Source organism: Jiangella gansuensis DSM 44835, from assembly GCF_000515395.1.
GTDB lineage: Bacteria > Actinomycetota > Actinomycetes > Jiangellales > Jiangellaceae > Jiangella > Jiangella gansuensis.
The window spans coordinates 768,123-787,537 of sequence record NZ_KI911782.1 but is presented as its reverse complement, the minus strand read 5'-3'; the positions used below and the strand labels follow the sequence as shown (position 1 = coordinate 787,537).

Below are 19,415 nucleotides of genomic sequence, written 5' to 3'. Positions count from 1 at the left end.
CTGACAGTGTCGTCACCCTGACGTAACCCACCGGACACGACACCGGAGAGGCTCATGACCGACACTGTGCGGATCCCCGACCACCTCAAGCCCGCCGACGGCCGTTTCGGCTCCGGGCCGAGCAAGGTGCGGCCCGAGGCCCTGGCCGCCCTCGCCGCCCGCGGCAGCGAGGTCATGGGCACCTCGCACCGGCAGGCACCGGTCAAGAATCTCGTGCACCGCGTCCGCGAGGGCGTCGCCGAGCTGCTCGGGCTGCCGGATGGCTACGAGGTGATCCTGGGCAACGGCGGCACCACGGCCTTCTGGGACGCCGCCGCCTTCGGGCTGGTCCGCCGGCGCGCACAGCACCTGTCCTTCGGCGAGTTCTCGTCGAAGTTCGCCACCGTCACCAAGACCGCGCCGTGGCTGGACGAGCCCGCCGTGGTCAAGGCCGAGCCCGGCTCGCTGCCGCAGCCGGCGGCCGAGGACGGCGTCGACGTCTACGCGTGGCCGCACAACGAGACCTCCACCGGTGTCATGGCGCCGGTGCGCCGGGTCGCGGGCGCCGCGGACGACGCTCTCGTGCTGGTCGACGCCACCAGCGGCGCAGGCGGCCTGCCTGTCGACGTCTCGCAGGCCGACGTCTACTACTTCGCGCCGCAGAAGAACTTCGCTGCCGACGGGGGACTGTGGGTCGCCGCGTTCTCGCCGGCAGCAGCGGCCCGGGTCGAGGAGATCGCGGCCACCGACCGGTACGTCCCGGCGTTCCTCGACCTGCCGACCGCCGTCGACAACTCGCGCAAGGACCAGACGTACAACACCCCGGCCGTGGCCACCCTCTTCCTGCTGGCCGACCAGCTGGACTGGCTCAACGGCCAGGGCGGTCTGGAGTTCGCGGTAGGCCGCACCACGGCCTCGTCGAACCACCTGTACAGCTGGGCGGAGAAGAGCCCGTACGCGACGCCGTACGTCACCGACGCCGATGCCCGGTCGCTGGTGGTCGGCACCATCGACTTCGACGACGCCGTCGACGCCGCCGCCGTCGCCAAGGTGCTGCGGGCCAACGGCATCGTCGACGTGGAGCCGTATCGCAAGCTCGGCCGCAACCAGCTGCGGGTCGCCATGTTCCCCGCGGTCGACCCCGCCGACGTGGAAGCGCTCACCGGGTGCATCGACTTCGTCGTGGAGGAGCTCGGCCGCTGAGGCGGCTCCCGCCCGGCGCGAGACACAAAACAACGCCCGGCCGCGATTCGCGTCAGCGGCCGGGCGCGTTGTTTGGTTCCGCCATCGGCTGGAACCTTTTTATTCCCCCGTCGTGTTCCTGAGACCACCATAGAGTGTGTGACCTGGTGCTGGGGATCATCCGTTCGGTCCTCTGCGAATGGGCCGCGTGGGCGGCGAATTCCGCTCCGGCTACCAGCATCTGAGCAGCTCGCAGGCTCGACCATGCTCCTTTGCCGATGAAGTCCACACCGCGATGATCACCAGTCATCCTCGTGGTCAACGCCGTCGGGTGATCGCATCCGCCGCGTCTCCGGCGTCGCCGCCGGTCCCGTCGATCACCGGCCGGCGGCGGGCGCGTACGCTGAGCGCGGGAAGCGTGGAGAGGGGGCGGCGGTGCGGCCGAAGACCACCCGCCAACTGGTGACGGCGACATTGATCGTGATGCTGGTCGTCGTGGCGGTCGCCACCCTGTTCTGACCGTTCCGGTCAGCGAGCGGCCAGCGGGAACCGGCCCATCGCCTCGTACCGTGGCCCGACGCCCACCGGCCCGGGATGCGAGCACAGCAGGGTGACCTCGTTCATGGTCCACACCGGACCGGCGTAGTCCGCCAGCCCTTCGACGTACGGCCGCAGATCCGTGGGTTGCCGCGACCTCGCCAGCGTGAGGTGGGGCCGGAACCGCTGCCGGGTCCGACCGGGCTCGTGCCGGACGCCCGCGCGTCGGCCGGCCGCGATCGTCGACCGGGCCAGCCGGCGCAGCACCTCGGTGTCGCCGTGGACGCCCACCCACAGCACCGCCGCGCCGAACCGCCCGGCGCCCGAGAACCGCACCTGTGCGCGCGGGTGCCGGCCGGCCGCACGGCCGATCCGCTCGCTCAGGCCGGCCAGCAGCCCGTCGCCGACCTCGCCGTAGAACGCCAGGGTGACGTGCCACCCCGCGGGCTCGGCCCAACGCAGCCGCCGGTCGTGGTCGCGCGCCCGGACCGGGCCCAGAGCCCGCACCAGGTGGTCGACGGCGTCGGGTGGCGGCACCGCGGCGGCGAACAGCCTCACGGCGCGGACTTCACCGGACTGCGCGCCGCCGGCGGTGCCGCCACCGGTGCGCGGGCGGGGTCCGCCGGCGCCGGCTGTTCGGTGTTCACCGGCCGGGTGACGACGACCAGCCCGGGCCGCGGACGCAGCCGGGTGCGCACCACCACGCCACTCTTGGGTGCCAGCAGAACCAGCGCGCCGAGTGCGAACAGCACGGTGAGGATGCCGCCGCCGAGCAGCGACCAGCGTGCGCCGAACGCGTCGGCGACGAAGCCGATGACCGGCGCGCCGGCAGGCGTACCGCCCATGAAGATCATCATGTACAGCGACATGACCCGGCCGCGGACGTACTGCGGCACCGTCGTCTGGACGTACGCGTTGGCCGCCGTCATGACGGTCATGGCGATGACGCCGACCGGCACCAGCGAGATGGCGAAGAGCGTGTACGACGGCATCAGGCCGGAGAGGATCTCGAACAGGCCGAACACCACGGCGCCACCGACGACGAGCCGTCGGCGTGGCACCCGCCGGCGGGCCGCGATCAGCGCACCGGACAGCGTGCCGATGGCCATCACGGAGCCGAGCAGGCCGTACTCACTGGAGCCCTTGCCGTAGACGTCGGTGGCCATCAGCGCCATCGTCATCTGGAAGTTCATGCCGAACGTGCCGAGCCCGAACATGATGGTCAAGACCATGATCAGGTCCGGCCGGGACCGCACGTACCGCACGCCCTCGCGCAGCTGCGAGTACGTCCCCGTCTTTCCCTGCTCGCGCACCGGCCGGTCGACGTGCCGGCGCAGCAGGATCAGCGCCAGGATGGGTGAGATGAAGGAGGCGCCGTTGAGGATGAACACCCAGCCGGTGCCGATCAGCCCGATCAGCACGCCAGCGAGCGCCGGGCCGATCAGCCGCGCGGCGTTGAACGAAGCGCTGTTGAGTGCGACGGCGTTGGTGAGGTCGTCCTTCTGCACCAGCTCGGAGACGAACGCCTGCCGGGACGGGTTGTCCAGCGCCGTACCAACGCCGAGCAGGAACGCCAGCACGTAGACGTGCCAGATCTGGGCCAGGCCGGTCAGCGTGAGCACACCGAGCACCAGGCCGACCAGGCCGAGGAACGCGTTGGTGACGATCAGCAGGTTGCGCTTGGGGAACCGGTCGGCGAGCAGCCCGCCGAACGGCGCGACCAGCAGGAACGGCAGGAACTGCAGGCCCGTGGTGATGCCCACCGCTTGCGCGCCGCCGCCGAGCACCACCAGCACCAGCCAGTCCTGGGCGATGCGCTGCATCCAGGTGCCGACGTTGGACAGGAACATGCTCGACCAGTACAGCCGGTAATCACGGTGCCGGAGGGAGCTGAATGTCGGGCTCACAGGCCCGCCAGCTTCTCGAGCACGGGCAGCGCGGCACGCAGGCGCTCACGCTCGTCCGGCGAGAGCTCGCGCAGCCGATGTGTCAGCCAGGCGTCGCGCCGCTTGCGGTCGGCGGCGGTGCGGGCGAGCCCGGCTTCGGTGATACGGACGACGGCGACCCGCCGGTCGGCCGGCTGGGGCCCCCGGACGACGAGCCCGAGTTCCTCCAGCGCGGAGACGGTGCGGGTCATGGACGGCGGGCGTACCCGCTCACACGCGGCGAGCTCACCGACCGGCATGGGGCCCTTGCGTTCGAGCACGCCCAGGGCGGAGAGCTGATTGAGGGTGAGGGAGTCGTCCTCGCGTTCGTTGCGGATGCGCCGGCTCAAGCGGCCGACCGCGATGCGCAACGAGCTGGCGAGGCCGGCCTGGGTACGCGGCTTCACCGACCCGGACCGGGCCGGCGGCGGGGTGGGAGAGATCTTCGCAGCTGACACTTTGCTTAGGTTAACTCATTACCCTTGCTAAGTTCCAGTCGCATAACACTATGACGCTCCTGGCACAGCGGGGCGGTTGACAGACCTGGCGGTCGGGCCACGGCAGGCATGACCGCCCCGAGCGCCGGCCTCGGGCTTCACGATTCGAAAACGCGCTGTTCAGGCCGTGTCGGAGCGCCGGGCGCGGCGGCCGCGGTACTGCGTCCCGCCCTCGGTGATCTCGTCGATCTCCTCGGCCTTGTCGTCATCGCGGGCACGACGACCGCTCAACGTGGTGTCGAGGAGCGGCTCGTCGTCTCCGGACGGAGCGCCGGACGGAGTGCCGGACGGTGGGGTCGCGCCGACCCCGAGGTCGCCGAAGAGCTCGGATCCGCTGCCTTGGCGGACCGTTCGATTGCGGCCGGTCGGCGGGGACGAGTCACGGGACGCCGGGCGATCGTCCATGGAGGGACGATCGGGAGTCCGCGGGCGCTCGCCGCCGGCCGGCCGATCAGCACCGGAATCGGCGGTGCGGCCCGGGTCGGTCGGACGCTCGGGGCCCGCCGGACCGGGGCGCGTGGTCGGCCCATAGGTCGGACCCGGTTCCGGTCCATCGACCGGCGGGAGATCGGCGCGGGTGTCGCGCACCGGCGGCAGGTCCGTGCGTGTACGGACGGGCGGCAGGTCAGCGCCGGTGTCGATGGGGCGCGTCACCGCTTCGGTCTCGACCGGTTCGGCCTCGACCGGTTCGGCGTCGTGTCGTCCGGCGTCGAACTGTTCCTCATCTTCGGGCTCGTTGATCGCGTCCCGCCGTTTGCGGGTGTACTCCAGCCCGAGCAGCCCGAGCCCGACACCAGCCAGGCACGTCCACAGCCACCAGCCGCGGCCCTCGGCCTCGAGGGAATCCATGCGCAACGCGAGCAGGACGAACGCGACCGCCCAGAGAATGGTCAGGACGGCGACGGTGCGAACACCGTCGACGTCGAGCGGCTTGACCTCGTCCGGCTCGACCTCGGGCGCCGCTTCGGTACGCCGTCGCCGTCTCCCCATGTCACCCAGGCTAGTCCTGCCCGCCCCGGCACGGCGAGCCAATCGATCGTCAGCTGCCTCACGTCACGAAGCGATCTTCTGGCATTCTCGCCGCGACACCACCGCGAGCACCCGGAGGAGCCCCATGCCCCAGTCCACCACCGAGACCTCGGCTCTGGACCGGTATTTCAAGATCACCGCACGGGGTTCCAGCGTCGGCCGGGAGGTCCGCGGCGGCCTCGTCACGTTCTTCACGATGGCGTACATCATCGTGCTGAACCCGCTGATCATCGGCACCGTCCCGGATGTCGACGGCGCCTTCCTCGGCGGCGGCGACGCACCGGACCTGGCGGCGGTCGCGGCGACCACGGCGCTGGTCGCGGGTGTCCTGACGATCGCGATGGGCGTGGTCGCGAACTATCCGCTCGCTCTCGCGGCCGGGCTGGGGCTCAACGCGTTCGTGGCGTTCGGGCTGGCCAGCCAGATGACGTGGGCCGACGCGATGGGCCTGGTGGTGCTGGAAGGCCTGCTCATCCTGGTGCTGGTGCTGACCGGGTTCCGGCAGGCGGTCTTCGGCGCGGTTCCCCGGCACCTCAAGACCGCCATCAGCGTCGGGATCGGCCTGTTCATCGCGCTGGTCGGCTTCGTGAACGCGGGATTCGTCCGCTCGACCGGCTCCCCGTCACCGCCCATCGGCATGGGCGAGGGCGGCTCGCTGACGACGCTGCCGGTCGCGGTGTTCTGCGCCGGCCTGATCGCGGTCTTGGTGCTGTACGCGTTGAAGATCCGCGGCGCGATCCTGTGGACCATCGTCGGCACGGCCGTCCTGGCCGTGATCGTCGAGACTGTGGCCGACCTGGGCCCGTCGGCGGAGAACCCGAACGGCTGGAACCTCAACGCCCCGCAGGTGCCGGACCAGATCGTCGACGTGCCGGACTTCGGGCTGCTGGGCGAGTTCAGCCTGCTGGGCTCGTGGGAAGCGGTCGGCGTGGTCAGCGTCCTGCTGTTCGTGTTCACGCTGATGCTGGCCGACTTCTTCGACACGATGGGGACCATGGTGGCCGTCGGCGCCGAGGGCGGGCTGCTCGACGAGAACGGCAACCCGCCGCGGACCACGCAGATCCTCGTGGTCGACTCGGTGGCCGCCGCGGCCGGCGGGGCCGCGTCGGTGTCCAGCAACACCTCCTACATCGAGTCCGCGTCGGGTGTCGGTGAGGGTGCCCGCACCGGCCTGGCCAGTGTCGTCACCGGCGTGTGCTTCCTGCTGGCGACGTTCCTGGCGCCGTTGGTCGCCATGGTGCCGAACGAGGCGGCCGCGCCGGCGCTGGTGCTCGTCGGACTCCTGATGATGACCCAGGTGCGCGAGATCCCGTGGGACGACCTGGAGCTGGCCATCCCGGCCTTCCTGACCATCGCGCTGATGCCGTTCACGTACTCCATCAGCACCGGCATCGGGGCGGGCTTCCTCGCGTACGTCATCATCAAGGCCGCCCGCGGCAAGGCCCGCCAGGTGCACCCGCTGCTGTGGGTGGTGGCGGCGATGTTCGTGGTCTACTTCGCCATCGCGCCGATCGAGGACCTGCTCGGCGTGAGCTGACCCCGGGTGTCGGAGCCGGCTGATACAACCTGAGACCATGAGCGAGATCGTGCTTTTCCACTCCGTCCTCGGGCTGCGTCCCGGTGTGTTGCAGACTGCCGAGGAGTGGCGGCAGGCCGGCCACGTGGTGCACGTTCCCGACCTCTACGGCGGCGCGGTGTTCGACGACTACGACGCCGCGTTCGAGTTCTTCGAGTCCTACGGCGGGCTGCCGGAGCTGCTGCGCCGTGCCACTGCCGCGATGGACGGGCTGCGGCCCGACGTCGTCTACGCCGGCTACTCCAACGGCGTGCTGCCGGCCACCCTGCTGGCCGCCACCCGCCCCGGTGCCCGCGGCGCGCTGCTGTTCCACGGCTCGGTGCCGCTGCGCGCCATCGGAGCCGAGCTGTGGCCGTCGTCGGTGCCGGTGCAGGTGCACGAGGGCGAGGAGGACCCGTTCCGGGAAGCCGAGCTCAACGACGAGTTCGCCGAGACGGTCAGCGCGGCCGGCGCGTCGTACCACTACTTCTCGTACCCGGGCGTCTCCTCGCACCTGTTCGCCGACACCTCACTGCCGAAGGAGCATCACCCTGAGGCGGCCGCCACGATGAACCGCCGCGCGCTGGAGTTCCTCGCGGCATGCGGCTGACCTTCACGGCGGCGCTGCTCACGCTCGCCGCGACGGCATGGGCCGCGTCGCCCGCTCCTGCCGACGGCCACGTTGCCGACGTGCTCGCCGGCTGGGAGTCCGCCCCGGTCTACGTCGACCCGAGTCAGTCCTCGATCGTCTCCGCGGACGACGCCGCCCGGCTCACCGAGCGGGTGGACGAGCAGGAGCCGCCCACGTACGTCGCGGTCGTGCCGGCCACCGCGCTGTCGGACCTGCCGGGCGACACCAACGACGAGCGGGGTCGGGCGTTCCTCGACGCGCTCGCCGACGCCGGCGCCCCGGACGGCGTCTATCTCGCGGTGTTCGGCGGGGCGGGCAGCTACGGCATGGCCGTGGGCGTCGACGCGCCGGTCGGTCCGGCCCTCGACGCCGCGGTCGGCCGGCACACTCGATCGCAGCAGGTCGCCATCCTCGACGACGTGCTCACCGAGCTCGGCCTGCCCGGTGAGCCGGCCGAGGACGGTTCCGGTGGCTGGCTGGTCCCGGTGCTGGTGGTCGTCGCGGTCCTCGCGGCGCTGGCCGGCGCGTTGCTGTGGTGGCGCCGCCGGCGGTCGCGGCAGCCGGATGGCGCCGCGGGGCAGGCGCTGTACCGCCCGTCGTTCGACGTCCTCGACGACGAAGCCGACTCGCTGGCCGACCGGCGGCAGCTGGCCCGCGAGGACGTCACCCGGTTCGGCGAGGAGCTCGACGCCGCGGATCTGCCCGTCGACGACCCCGCGGTGGCGGCCGACGTCCAGGCCGCCATGGACGCGTATGCCGAGGCCGGGCCGGCGGTGGACGGCACACCTGACGACACCGTGCTGCGTGCGGTCCGGGCCACCGTCGAGTACGGTCGGTGGCGTTTGGCGTGCGGCAGAGCGCGCCTGGCCGGTCAGCCGCTGCCGACGCGACGCGCTGACTGCTTCTTCGACCAGCGTCATGGAGTGTCGGTGACCGACTGGATGTACACGCCGCCCGGCGGCCGGGCCCGCGAGGTGCCGGTCTGCGCGGCCTGCCGTGAACGTCTGGCCGGAGCCCGCCGATGACTCTCACCCGCCTCGCCGTCACGGCCACCGTGGCCACCGCCTTGGCCGCAGCCTTCGTCGCCACATCGCCGGCCACCGCCAGCGAGGCCGACGTCGAGCGGTACCTGGACGAGGTGGCCTTGCAGCTGGGCGGACCCGGGGTGTGGGTGGATCCGGAGGTCGCCGACGAGCTCGACCCGGAGTGGGAGAGCCAACTCGACGACGCCGCCGCAGAGGCCCCGGTCGAGATGCGCATCGCCGTCGTCCCGGCGGCCGCCCTCGACCCGCGCGACGTGGAGAGCATGGCCGGCAGCGAGATGCTGTGGGAGGGCGAGGAGCTGGCGTCCCAGCTGTACGACCGGGTTGGTGTCGACGGCGTCTACGCGGTCATAACGGTCGCCGACTCTTCCTGGGAGGGGCGCGGCTTCAACGCCGTCCAGCACAGCGAGGACGGGCCGACGTACTACGTCGAGGACGCCCTCGACCAGTCCGTCGACTGCTGCGCACCGTCCTACGGCCCCATGATCGAGCGGTTCATCGAGCGTGCCTCCGAGGTCGACCATCCGTTCTACGTCGACGCCGCGCCCTGGGCCGGCGGTGCGGCCGGTGTGGCCGGGCTCTGGTGGGGCGGCACCGCTCTGTCCGCCCGCCGCCGTCGCCAGGCCGAGGAGCAGCGTCACCTCGACGTCGTGCGCCCGATGCTGAACGAAGAGGTCATCGAGCTGTCACAGCGGGTGTCCGAGTTGCCCACCACGGCCGACATCGAGCAGTCGAAGCTCAGCCGCGAGGTCCTCGACACCGTCGAGAAGGCCCGGCACCGGTTGGACAAGCTGACGGGCGACACCGACATCCAGGCCGTCACATCGCTGCTGGGGACCGCCCGCTACAAGCTGGCGTGTCTGGCCGCCCTACAGGAGGGCAGGCCGGTCCCGGAGCCGACGCCGCCGTGCTTCTTCGACCCGCGGCACGGCCCCAGCACCCAGCGCCGGCAGTGGACTCCCTCCGACGGCGCCGAACGCGAGGTGCCGGTCTGCGACGAGTGCGCCGGCCGCCTCGACACCGCGCAGGCCCCGGCCGCCCGCCGGGCCGGCGACCGCAGCTACTGGGAGGCCGGCGAGGACCTGGTCGCCTACATCGAGGGCTACTGGTCCGGCGGCGGCAGCTACTGGCGCTTCCCGCACGACGACCACACCCGCGCCCGCAGCGACCTGTGGAGCCGCCGGGCGGCGCGGCGGCCGCGGGCTCGGCTGGCCCGGCTCACCCGCTCGGTGGGCCGTGGCATCAGCTCGGCGATGGCGGAGTCCTCGTCGAACAACCGCAACCGCCGCGGCGGGTCCGGTGGCGGCTTCGGCGGTGGGTCCAGCCGACGGCGCAGCAGCTTCGGCGGTGGGTCCAGCCGGCGGTCGTCGCGGCGCTCCGGCGGCGGCCGCCGCTTCTGACCGCCGCAGGGATGGCGCGGCGGCGCTACTCGTAGGCGTTCTCGACCAGCAGCCGCGGCAGATCACCGGGCTCGCTGAGCGCCTCGGCGAGCAACCAGCGCCGGTCCCAGCGCCCGGCCACCCACGCCAGCCCGCGAGCCAGGCCGTCCGCCGTCGCCGCGTGGACGACCTCACCGTCGACCCACCAGTCGACGTCGACGCCACCGACACGGAGGTCGTCGTGCTCGACGTACGTCTCGGGCGGCGCGCCCAGTACGAGCGCGGCTGCGGTCGGAACCGGTTGCGGGCGCCCACCCGCGGACACCTCGACGTCCACGACGTCGGCGGCCAGGTCGGCGTCGAGCACCTCGGCCAGTTCCGCGGGGCCCGTACCACGCCGCTCAGGCCCAGCTGCAGCCAGTGCGGGCCGTCGCAGACCACGGCCTCCTCGGCGGGTACCACCCGGCTGCCGGCACCGTACAGCACCCGCAGCCGATCCGGGGGCCACACCGTCGACGGGTCGCGGCGAGCCAGGTCAGCGTAGACGGCGGCCAGGTCCGGCGCCGCGAGCGACAGGTCGGCCTCCGCCAGCTGCTCCAGCAGCCCGTTGGGGTCGGCGTCGGCCAGGGTGCGCACCAGCCCGACGGCGGCGGCGAACACGTCGTCGACCGGAACGCGGGCCACCGGGAGCAGCGCCCGGATCGCGGGGTCGGCGTCCGGCAGGCTCAGACGGTTCAGCGGGCATCCGTCGACCACGGCGTGATGGCGCAGCCACCACGACGTGTACGACGGAACCGCTCGCCGGGTGCCGTCGACCAGGGTGATCAGCGCCGGTTCCACGACGGCGGCGCGGGTGTCGGGGTCAGCGGCCAGCCAGCTCAGGACGTCGGGCCAGGCGTCGTCGCGGACGAGGTCGAGGTCGGCGACCGCCTGGAACTCGGCGATGTATGCCTCGGCCGGCCGGGCGCCCGCCCGCCGCAGCGCCGTGTCGATCCAGGCGTCCTCGGCGTCGAGGTCGTGCTCGGTGTCCGGGTCCAGCGGCACATCGGTGTCACGGACCACGGCGAATCCGTCGCGTACCCCGACCGCACGCAGGACCGCCGGGCCGAACCGCGTCACCAGGTCGGTGGCCACGGTGAACTCGTCCGGGTCGGCGTCGAGCACGGCCAGCATGGCTGAGCCCGGCAGCAGCAAATCACGGGCCGGCCCGAGCTCGCCGGTGGCGTCCGGTAGCGCCAGCTCAGCCAGCCACGGCTCGTCCTGCCAGGTCAGGCCGGATTCGGCGACCAGGCTCAGCACCGCGTCGACGGCCCGCTCCGAGTCGACGGCGCTCTGGACCATCGGATCGCGCAGCACCGACGCCGCCGTGGCCGCCACGGCGCCCAGCCGGCCCAGCAGCGGGTGGACGGCGTCGGCTGCGACGACACGCAACCGGAACGGCGCCAGCAGCAGCGGGTCGACGTCGCCGGGCAGCAGCAGCCCGCGCGGCCCGCGGACCACGCGGCCGTCGGCCAGCGGCACCGGCAGCGCACCGAGCGCCTCCGGGTCCGAACCGTCCAACTCGTCGTACAGTGCCCGCCACCCGGCCGGATCCAGGTCGAGTCCGGCCAGGTCATCCACGACATCGGCCAACGGCGTCACGGTGGCGCCCAGGCCGGGCGGGACATCGTCGCGCCACCATGACCGTGCCGGCAGTCCGGGGACCGCGCGGGCCAGGATGGCCACGTCGCCGACCCGGGTCAGACCGTCGACCAGCCGGACCTCGACGGGTCGGAGCGAACCGCCGTCGACGGCGGGGACGAACGGCGTGGCGGCCAGAGCCGCACGAACGGCCCGGTGCAGCTGAGCGTCGACGGCGTCCACGCCGAGTGGCCCGGGGACCAGGTCGGCCGCCGCGGGCCCCACCGCCGGAGCCAATGCGGCGACGAGCGCCGCGTACGCCTCCCCGATCCGATCGACCAGGTGATCGGTCAGCGGACCGGAGGCCACCCGTCGCCGGGAGGAATCCAGCGGCAGGCCGGCGATGACCAGCGCCGGCAGATCGGTGCGGTCGTCGGTCGGGGTGGGTGCGTGGAGGACACCAGCGACCGACGACGGCAGCGCGCCGACGGTACCGTGTTCGACCGGCACCGCGACGGTGACCGACCAGGCCGGCCGGGACCGCTCCTCGAACGGCCGATCGGCCAGCAGGTCGTCCGCGGCGACGCCGGAATGCGTGCTCAGCCACCAGGTGCGGTCCCCGATGCGCCGTTGCACCAGCCCGTCCGGGCGCGTTTCAGGCGGCTGGGCGCCGATCGTGCGGGCGGCGCCGTCGACGTCGACGGTCACCTCTGCCAGGTCCGGCAACGCCAACAGGAGGGCATCGTCGACGTCGTCGAGAAGCCGGCGGACCAGCCGGGCCGCCGCGTCGTCGCGCAACGGCAGCACGACGGCGGTGTCGTAGCCGGGCGGCACCGCAGCCGGGTCCTGCGCCGCGAACGGCAGCCGCAGCACCGGGACGGCGTGCCCGCGCAGCTCCAGCTCGCCGGCCAGGCCGGGAACCGCCGCGGCCGTGGCTTGCGCGTCGGCGCGGGACCAGCGCACCCCGGCACCGCTGGCCGTGTACATCCGGGGATCGTCCGTGACTGCCAGCACGGCCGCGAAACCGACGCCGAACCGCCCGACCGTGTCGCCGTCACGCTTCGTGGACGCACGCAGCGTCGACAGGCCCTCCACCCCGGCGGCGTCCACCGGCACCCCGGTGTTGGCGGCAAGCAGGGAGCCACTGCCGAGCCGCAGCAGCAGGCGCGCCGGACGGCCGGCACGCCTGCCCGCGTCGGCGGCGTTCTGGGCGAGCTCGACGACCACCCGGTCGCGGTAGGCGCCGCGGGCCAGCTCTTCCTCGGCGTTGGCGTCCTCACGGAACCGGGCCGGCGAGGCCGTCCAGGCGGCGACGACCCGGTCGCGCAGCGCGGCGGTACCGAAGACGTCCACAGGCCGGCCCGGGATCAGGACTGGTCGAGCTCCAGCGGGACCAGTTCGTAGCTCAGGGTGTCCACCACCGGCTCCGGTGTGTCCTCGGACGGCGCCGGCAGCCGCACGTCGGTGTGACCGCCGCAGCCATGGCCGTGGGCGACCACCCGGCCGTCGAACGGGGTGCGCTCGTTGGTGCACACACCGAAGCCGGCGCCGAGCGAACCGGCCAGCGGTGCCGCGAAGCCGCAGGTGCCGCAGCGCCCCGGCGCGGCCTTCGCGATCTCGGTGCCCGGGCCGGTGTCGCCCTCGTACCACCGCCGCGCGGTGTCGTCACGGCCCTCGCGAGACAGCACCCACTCGCGGCCGAGCCCGAGGTCGCGGACCACCTCGAGGGTGTCCTGATCGCTGGGTGTGACGTAGCCCGGCTCGACCCGGTAGTCGTCCTCCGACACGGGCAGCAGGTCGCCGGGACCGAGGTCCTCGGGCTTGACCCGCTCCTCCCACGGCACCCAGGCCGGGGCGAGGACGGCGTCGGCGCCCGGCAACAGGACACACTCGCTGACCGTGACCGCCTTGGACCGCGACGCGCGGGTGAGCGTGACCGCCCAGCGCCAGCCGACGTAGCCGGGCAGCAGGCAGCTGAAGTAGTGGGTGACGATGCGGTCGCCCTCGGCGTCGTGCCCGATGAGGTCACCGACGGCATCGGTACTGCCGACGTCGACGGCGGCCGCGCGCGCGTCGTCGACGGCCTGGACGAGGACGGTGTCGGCCTTGGATGCCCGGGAACGGGTCGATGCGGGGCTCACGAACAGTGATTCTCGCAAACTCCAGCCATGATCGACACTCGGTGTCCACCGGCGGGTCAGGGTCCGGCCCGGGAACCGGCATGCGGTTGGATGGGTGTGTGCCACAGACCGATCCGCCGGACGGCGCGCCCGAAGGGGGCGGCGCCGGTGATCCGGCGCGGCCGGGCCGCTCACAGAAGTTCCGCCGCGCGGCCGGCGCATCCGCCAGGGCAGCTCGCACCGCCGCCGCCGGCACGTCCCGGGCGGCGAAGGTCAGCGCCAACCGGCTGCATCAGGCCGCCGAATCCAAGGGCGCCGGCAAGACCGGCCTGTCCCGGCTCATCGAACTCAACGCCGCCAGTGCGTTCGCCGACGCCCTCGTCACCGTCGCGCTGGCCGGCACGCTGTTCTTCTCCGTCTCCACCACCGAGGCGCGCGGCAACGTCGCGCTGTACCTGGCGCTCACCATGGCGCCGTTCGCCGTCGTCGCCCCGGTTCTCGGCCCGTTCCTCGACCGGTTCAGCCACGGCCGCCGCTGGGCGATCGGGTTCACCGCCGCCGGCCGCGGCTTCCTCGCGTGGGTGGCGGCCGACGCCGTCATGGACGGCGGCGTCTGGCTCTATCCGGCGGCACTGGGCGTGTTGGTCGGGCAGAAGGCGTATGCCGTCACCCGCGCCGCGGCTGTCCCCCGGCTGCTGCCGGAGGGCTGGACCCTGGTCGCCGCGAACTCGCGGCTGCAGCTGGCCGCGACGTTCGGTACGGCGGTGGGCGCGCCGGTGGGCATCCTGCTGGCCCAGATCGGCGACGACTGGCCGTTGCGAGCGGCGTTCTTCGCCTACGTCGGCACGACGGTGCTGGCCATCCTGCTGCCGAAGCAGGTGGATCTGTCCGTCGGCGAGGCCCCGGCGTCCCTGTCCGACGGCGGCGAGAACGGCTCCGGGAAGTTCCGGGTTGGCACCAGCGTGGTGCGCGCGCTGCGGGCCAACGCGGCGCTGCGGTGGATGTCCGGCTTCCTCACCATGTTCATGGCGTTCGTGCTGCGCGAGGAGCCCGTCGCCGGGCTCGACGACATCGTCCTGCTCGGCATCGTGGCCGCGGCCGCGTGGCTGGGCAGCACCGCGGGGTCGTCCGTCGGCGCGCTCGTCCAAGCTCGCAGCCCGGACCGCGCCGTGCTGGTGCTGGTCGGGTTCGCCGCCGTCACCGCCGCCGTCACCGCGATCTACTGGAGCCTGCTCACCGTGGTGCTGGTCGGCCTCGCGGCCGGGTTCGCCCAGCAGCTCGGGCGCCTGTCGCTGGATGCGATCGTGCAGCGCGACGTACCGGAGAAGAACCGGTCCAACGCCTTCGCCCGGTCCGAGACCCTGCTGCAGCTCGGCTGGGTGGTCGGTGGCGGGGTCGGCATCGTCCTGCCGCTGATCCCGTGGGTCGGCATGACGGTCGCGGCGCTCGTCATGGTGGCCGGCCTGGTGCTGGCGGTCCGGGCCCGTCCGCGACCGGAAGCCCCGGTCCCGCCGGTGTCACCCCCGCCCGCGGCCCCTCCGTCCTAGCGGGTCAGAGGTCGAGGTCGTCGGCGACGGCACGCAGGACGGTCGCCACCTTCCGCGACGTCTTCTGCTCCGGGTGCCGGCCGCGCCGGTACGTGTTCGACAGGCCATCGAGCAGCTTGATGAGGTCTTCGACGATGGTGACCATGTCGTCGGGCTTCTTGCGGGTGGCCGCCGACACCGACGGCAGCGGGTCCAGCACCCGCACCGAGAGGGCTTGTTCGCCCCGCCGGCCCTCGGCCACGCCGAACTCGACCCGCTGGCCGGGCTTGAGGGCGGTCACACCGGCAGGAAGCGCGGACGAATGGACGAAGACGTCGCCGCCGTCGTCCTTCGAGAGGAAGCCGAAGCCCTTCTCGGTGTCGAAAAACTTGACCTTGCCCGTTGGCACGGCAGACCTCGTTCATGTCGGGGTACTCGGACATTCCTCCCGTCACCGGGAGACGCCACCAAGACTAAGGCCGACAGCGGTCCGCTGGCCTCTCCGGGGGCGATCAATCCATGACGTACCGTCGACATTCATGGTCGACATTCCGATCTCGGCACCGGTCGCCGCATTGCGCCGAGTGCGGGCGGTGCGATACGTCGAGCCGCTGCGCGAGGGCGGCTCGTTGCCGGGGCTGGTGGAGGCCGACGATCTCGGCACCTACGTCGTCAAGTTCAGCGGCGCCGGGCAGGGCCCGAAGACCCTGGTGGCGGAGATCGTCGTCGGCGAGCTGGGCCGCCGGCTCGGCGTGCGGGTTCCCGACCTCGTCTTCGCCGACCTCGACGAGGCCATCGCGCGGCGCGAACCGGATCCGGAGATCCAGGCGCTGCTGTTGGCCAGCGTCGGAACCAACCTCGGCATGGATTTCCTGCCGCGAGCGCTCGGGTACGACGGCCGAAGCCGTCCGGCAGACGTCGTTGACGCCGCCCGCGTGTTGTGGCTGGACGCCCTCACCGTCAACGTCGACCGCAGCTGGCGTAACCCGAACCTGCTGACCTGGCACGGTGAGCTGTGGGCCATCGACCACGGCGCCGCGCTGCTGTTCCAGCACACGTGGCCGGGCGCCGAGGCGTTCGCGGTCCGCCCCTACCCCATCGACGACCACGTCCTCGGGCACGCGGCCGGCCACCTTGCCGCCGTCGACGCCGAGCTGGCGCCACTGGTGACGCGCGAGCTGCTGGAGCAGATCCTGGCGATCGTCCCGGATGCGTGGCTGCCCGAGGCGCCGGGCACCGTGTCGGTCGCGCAGGTCCGCGAGCTGTACGTCGACCACTTGGCTGCCCGAGCCGCGGCGTCGGCCTCCTGGCTGCCGGCGGTTGCCGCATGATCCCGTTCGAGTACGCCGTGCTGCGCGTGGTGCCGCGGGTCGAGCGGGCCGAGTTCGTCAACGTCGGAGTGATCGTCTACAGCCAGCGTTCCGGCTACCTGGACGCCGCCGTACACGTCGACCACGACCGCCTGCGAGCACTCGACCCGCAGGCCGATGTCGAGGCAATCGTGGACGCCGTTCAGGCGTTCGCCGAGAGCTGCGCGGCACCCACCGGCCCGCTTGCCGCCACCGCGCCGGGCGAGCGGTTCCGCTGGCTCACCGCGCCGCGCAGCACCATCGTCCAGACCGGGCCCGTGCACGCCGGGCTGACGGAGGACCCCGCGGCCGAGCTGGCCCGCCTGATAGACCGCCTGGTGCGGTGAACCGCGGTCAGTACGGTGGCGTGTCGTCCGGATCGGGTGGCGGGCCGGCGTGGTCGCTCTGGTCGCCGGCGGTGTCGGGCCCGGTTCGTTGCGCGGCCGGGTGGTCGGGGCCGGTGGGGCCGACGGTTTCGGGTGGTTTGCGGTAGGTGTGCCCGGTGGGGCTGGTCCACACGGTGACACCGTCGGGACCCTGCCGCACGTGCCAGCGGCCGCGGTGTTTGAGCAGGTGATGTGTCCGGCACAACGCCTGACAGTTGCACGCCGCCGTGGGGCCGCCGGCGGCGTGGGCGACGACGTGGTCGATGTCGCAGCGGGATGCTGAGCGGTGGCAGCCGGGGGTCCGGCAGGTCCGGTCGCGCAGCACGACCTGCTCGATGAGTGCCCGGGAGGGTCGGTAGCGGGTGTGGCCGTGGTCGACGTAGCGGCCGCTGGCCGGGTCAGTGGCCACCCACTGCCAGACCCCGGCGGCGGCCAGGTGCCGGGCGATGGGGGCGGGGATGGGGCCGTAGCCGTCCAGGTGCGCGGGCTCGTCGGCGAGCCCGGCCAGTGACCCGAACGGGAACGTCACCTGCACCGCCACCGCCCGCCCCTGAGCCGACGCGAGCGGAATCGCCACCCCCTCCCGCGGCAAGGAGGGGCCGGCCATGCCCGGCAACGACACGCCAGCCTCACCCGGCTGCGGTGGTCCCGCCGCACCCGGCGGTGGCGGTGCGGCGCCGGCGTCTGCCTGTGTGAGCTCCGGCGTCTCGGAGGTGTCGTGTCCACGGTCGCAGCGGCAGGGACAGCCGGGCCGATGCATCATCCCCGCCGCGGCCGTGCCCGACGCTCCGGGCGCGACCTGCCCGGGACCCGGCGGCGAGGCCAGTCTCGGGGCTGGGCGTGGTTCCGGCGCCGTGGACGTGACCGGGCCCGGTACCCCACGCGAGTCCGGGTTGCCGCCGGGGCAGGGACCGGGGCCGATGTGTTGGGTGTCCAGCGCCGCCCAGGCCAGCGCCGCGAGCGCGTCCGCGCGACACTGCGCCGCCGTACGCACCCCCTGCCCGGCGGCACGGTCGCGGCGTTTCAGGGTGCCGGCCGCGGCGTCCAGGACCGTCTTCACCGCCATCGCATCCTCCGCGGGCAGGAACGCCTCCAGATAGGCCATCGCATCCGGTGCCGGGGTGACCGTGACCTCGCGCCGCTGCCTGGCTTCCCGGCACCGCTGCTCGGTCTGGACCGGCGCCAACTCGTGCAACACCTGCTGGATGCGGCGGCGCAGCGCCACCGAGTCCAGCACCGGCGCCACCGGCAGCACCGCCGCCTCCACCCGCCGCCGCACGTCTTTGTCCTGTCCGCCCAGCTCGGCGGTGATCACCTTCGCGCGGCGCTCATCGATCACCCCGCCCGCCAGGACCTGGTGGGTGGCGGGGAAGTCGCGCACCAGCTGCACCGCGTGCCCGACCAGGTTCTCCGCCTGCCGCACCGTGGACATGGTGCGCGCGGCCACCTCGACCGCAGTGTTCGACACCGGGTTCACCGACCGGTACCCGCACTCATCGGGCCGCAGCTCCGGGCGGGTGGTCAGCTCCGCCACCGCCGCCGCCTGCCCGGCCTGCGCCCACGCGATCAACCGGGCCCATCCCGCGACCGCCTCCACCACCTCATACGTCGACACCACCCCCACCTGCACTCCGGCCAGGACCTGCGCCAGCCCCGGCCCCGCAGGCGTCTCCTCCACCGGCGCCGGCTCGCGCGCGTGCTCGTCGAGCAGGGCGGTCAACTCGTCGTCGAGAACCCCGTCCGGCAACATGCCACCAGCCACATCGGCGTCACCGTCGGGCAGCTCGCCGGGGTCGAAACTCACCCATGCCCCCGTCTGTGGGTCGAGGGCAACCAGACCCGCCGCCGCAGGGCCAGCATGCCGCAACGCACCACCCAGACCGCCGTTTCCGAACATACGAACGACCCTAACAGCCCCCACCGACAACGTCGCGGGGCAGCTTCATCCAAACGGCCCCGGCCGACGGATACCGTCCGCAGGCCGAGGCCACCGCGGCTCAGGTCGGGTTGCCGACGAAGTCGTCGAGCCAGTACGGGAAGTCGAGCAGGTCGGTGAAGACGACATCGGCGCCGGCCTCGCGCAGCGCCACGGGGTCGTGCGAGCCGGTGGTGACTCCGATGGCGTAGACGCCGGCGGAGCGGGCACCGATCATGTCGCCGGGGTGGTCGCCGACATAGACGTCGGCGTCGCGTTCGCGCAGTGCGGCGCCCTTCGTCTCGGCGAAGCGCTCACCGATGACGTCGTCGACCGGCAGGCCGACGTGGGCAAGTACCGCCCGCACCGCCGACTCGATTTTCGCGCTGACGACGATGACCTTGCCGCGGTGGTGGTGGATGGCGTCGATCGCCTCGGCCGTGCCGGGCAGCGCCTTCGTGGCGGGGATGCCGATCTCGGGGTAAATGGCCCGGTAGATGTGCTTGGCTTCCTCGGCGCGTTGCTCATCGAGGAACGTGCGCATCGTGACGTCGAGCGGGAGGCCGATCAGCGGCCGGAGGTCCTGGGGCTCGATCGTGGTGCCGACACGCCGGGCGGCCTCCGTCATCGATGCCACGATGCCGTCAGCAGAATCGACCAGCGTCAGATCGAGGTCGAATCCGATCACGAGGCCCATCCGAGTCACCATACGCGTGGATTGATGACATTCGTGTAATGCGGA

Annotated in this window: 16 protein-coding genes; 7 read left to right on the top strand and 9 right to left on the bottom strand. The window is 72.7% G+C overall.

The annotated features are described in order from the left end of the window. The first annotated feature begins 54 nt into the window (after positions 1-54). A complete protein-coding gene (gene serC / locus JIAGA_RS0104020) occupies positions 55-1,182 on the top strand; it encodes a phosphoserine transaminase (RefSeq protein ID WP_026874660.1) in 1,128 nt (375 codons plus the stop codon). Positions 1,183-1,689: 507 nt separating this feature from the next. Here the strand turns inward: serC and thpR are convergent. The 4 genes from thpR to JIAGA_RS34285 all read right to left on the bottom strand — a co-directional run bounded on the left by thpR (position 1,690) and on the right by JIAGA_RS34285 (position 5,110). Further along, the gene (thpR, locus tag JIAGA_RS0104010; RefSeq protein ID WP_026874659.1) at positions 1,690-2,256 is read right to left on the bottom strand and encodes an RNA 2',3'-cyclic phosphodiesterase; all 567 of its coding nucleotides are present in this window, start codon (positions 2,254-2,256) and stop codon (positions 1,690-1,692) included. Further along, a complete protein-coding gene (locus JIAGA_RS27460; protein ID WP_245597110.1) occupies positions 2,253-3,548 on the bottom strand; it encodes an MFS transporter in 1,296 nt (431 codons plus the stop codon). The genes thpR and JIAGA_RS27460 overlap by 4 nt, the downstream gene beginning before the upstream one ends. Positions 3,549-3,601: 53 nt before the next feature. Beyond that, entirely contained in the window at positions 3,602-4,081 is a 480-nt protein-coding gene (locus tag JIAGA_RS0104000) for a MarR family winged helix-turn-helix transcriptional regulator (protein ID WP_245597109.1), read from the bottom strand. Positions 4,082-4,240: 159 nt separating this feature from the next. Beyond that, positions 4,241-5,110, bottom strand: a complete 870-nt coding sequence (locus tag JIAGA_RS34285; protein ID WP_157552676.1) for a DUF2530 domain-containing protein — start codon at positions 5,108-5,110, stop codon at positions 4,241-4,243. 124 nt (positions 5,111-5,234) lie between these two features. Between JIAGA_RS34285 and JIAGA_RS0103990 the strand changes: the two genes are divergently transcribed. The 3 genes from JIAGA_RS0103990 to JIAGA_RS0103980 are packed head-to-tail and all read left to right on the top strand — an operon-like array spanning position 5,235 to position 8,360. Beyond that, positions 5,235-6,686, top strand: coding sequence for an NCS2 family permease (locus JIAGA_RS0103990; RefSeq protein WP_026874657.1), 1,452 nt, complete (start codon positions 5,235-5,237; stop codon positions 6,684-6,686). Positions 6,687-6,723: 37 nt separating this feature from the next. Beyond that, positions 6,724-7,314, top strand: a complete 591-nt coding sequence (locus JIAGA_RS0103985; protein WP_026874656.1) for a dienelactone hydrolase family protein — start codon at positions 6,724-6,726, stop codon at positions 7,312-7,314. After that, entirely contained in the window at positions 7,305-8,360 is a 1,056-nt protein-coding gene (locus tag JIAGA_RS0103980; protein ID WP_026874655.1) for a hypothetical protein, read from the top strand. Before JIAGA_RS0103985 ends, JIAGA_RS0103980 begins: the two co-directional genes overlap by 10 nt. An 887-nt stretch (positions 8,361-9,247) precedes the next feature. Here the strand turns inward: JIAGA_RS0103980 and JIAGA_RS27450 are convergent. Further along, a complete protein-coding gene (locus JIAGA_RS27450) occupies positions 9,248-12,730 on the bottom strand; it encodes a sacsin N-terminal ATP-binding-like domain-containing protein (RefSeq protein WP_051425682.1) in 3,483 nt (1,160 codons plus the stop codon). A 14-nt stretch (positions 12,731-12,744) separates the two neighbouring features. After that, positions 12,745-13,518: a DUF3027 domain-containing protein gene (locus tag JIAGA_RS27445; protein ID WP_051425681.1), complete on the bottom strand. Its 774-nt coding sequence runs from the start codon at positions 13,516-13,518 to the stop codon at positions 12,745-12,747. A gap of 98 nt (positions 13,519-13,616) precedes the next feature. Here JIAGA_RS27445 and JIAGA_RS27440 point away from each other — a divergent pair, with 98 nt between their 5' ends. After that, the gene (locus JIAGA_RS27440; protein WP_211239498.1) at positions 13,617-15,044 is read left to right on the top strand and encodes an MFS transporter; all 1,428 of its coding nucleotides are present in this window, start codon (positions 13,617-13,619) and stop codon (positions 15,042-15,044) included. 4 nt (positions 15,045-15,048) lie between these two features. On the opposite strand, the gene JIAGA_RS36065 is transcribed toward JIAGA_RS27440, so the two are convergent. Then, a complete protein-coding gene (locus tag JIAGA_RS36065) occupies positions 15,049-15,432 on the bottom strand; it encodes a cold shock domain-containing protein (protein WP_026874653.1) in 384 nt (127 codons plus the stop codon). Between the two features lie 130 nt (positions 15,433-15,562). Between JIAGA_RS36065 and JIAGA_RS0103950 the strand changes: the two genes are divergently transcribed. Together JIAGA_RS0103950 and JIAGA_RS0103945 are read left to right on the top strand one after the other, a co-directional pair. After that, positions 15,563-16,354, top strand: a complete 792-nt coding sequence (locus tag JIAGA_RS0103950) for a HipA family kinase (protein ID WP_051425679.1) — start codon at positions 15,563-15,565, stop codon at positions 16,352-16,354. Then, on the top strand, positions 16,351-16,719 hold the full coding sequence (locus JIAGA_RS0103945) for a DUF3037 domain-containing protein (RefSeq protein ID WP_051425677.1): 369 nt from the start codon (positions 16,351-16,353) through the stop codon (positions 16,717-16,719). Before JIAGA_RS0103950 ends, JIAGA_RS0103945 begins: the two co-directional genes overlap by 4 nt. A 7-nt stretch (positions 16,720-16,726) precedes the next feature. Here JIAGA_RS0103945 and JIAGA_RS32750 read toward each other — a convergent pair whose 3' ends face one another. Both JIAGA_RS32750 and JIAGA_RS0103935 read right to left on the bottom strand, forming a co-directional pair. Next, the gene (locus JIAGA_RS32750) at positions 16,727-18,562 is read right to left on the bottom strand and encodes an HNH endonuclease signature motif containing protein (RefSeq protein ID WP_026874650.1); all 1,836 of its coding nucleotides are present in this window, start codon (positions 18,560-18,562) and stop codon (positions 16,727-16,729) included. Between the two features lie 193 nt (positions 18,563-18,755). After that, on the bottom strand, positions 18,756-19,370 hold the full coding sequence (locus tag JIAGA_RS0103935; protein ID WP_026874649.1) for an HAD family hydrolase: 615 nt from the start codon (positions 19,368-19,370) through the stop codon (positions 18,756-18,758). Positions 19,371-19,415: the final 45 nt, after the last annotated feature.

What these genes read in the sequence shown, in the direction of transcription:
- serC (WP_026874660.1), top strand. Translation starts at nt 55, where the DNA reads ATGACCGACACTGTGCGGATCCCCGACCACCTCAAGCCCGCCGACGGC.
- JIAGA_RS27460 (WP_245597110.1), bottom strand. Translation starts at nt 3,548, where the DNA reads ATGTTCCTGTCCAACGTCGGCACCTGGATGCAGCGCATCGCCCAGGAC.
- JIAGA_RS34285 (WP_157552676.1), bottom strand. Translation starts at nt 5,110, where the DNA reads ATGGGGAGACGGCGACGGCGTACCGAAGCGGCGCCCGAGGTCGAGCCG.
- JIAGA_RS0103990 (WP_026874657.1), top strand. Translation starts at nt 5,235, where the DNA reads ATGCCCCAGTCCACCACCGAGACCTCGGCTCTGGACCGGTATTTCAAG.
- JIAGA_RS0103985 (WP_026874656.1), top strand. Translation starts at nt 6,724, where the DNA reads ATGAGCGAGATCGTGCTTTTCCACTCCGTCCTCGGGCTGCGTCCCGGT.
- JIAGA_RS0103980 (WP_026874655.1), top strand. Translation starts at nt 7,305, where the DNA reads ATGCGGCTGACCTTCACGGCGGCGCTGCTCACGCTCGCCGCGACGGCA.
- JIAGA_RS0103950 (WP_051425679.1), top strand. Translation starts at nt 15,563, where the DNA reads ATGGTCGACATTCCGATCTCGGCACCGGTCGCCGCATTGCGCCGAGTG.
- JIAGA_RS0103945 (WP_051425677.1), top strand. Translation starts at nt 16,351, where the DNA reads ATGATCCCGTTCGAGTACGCCGTGCTGCGCGTGGTGCCGCGGGTCGAG.
- JIAGA_RS0103935 (WP_026874649.1), bottom strand. Translation starts at nt 19,370, where the DNA reads ATGGGCCTCGTGATCGGATTCGACCTCGATCTGACGCTGGTCGATTCT.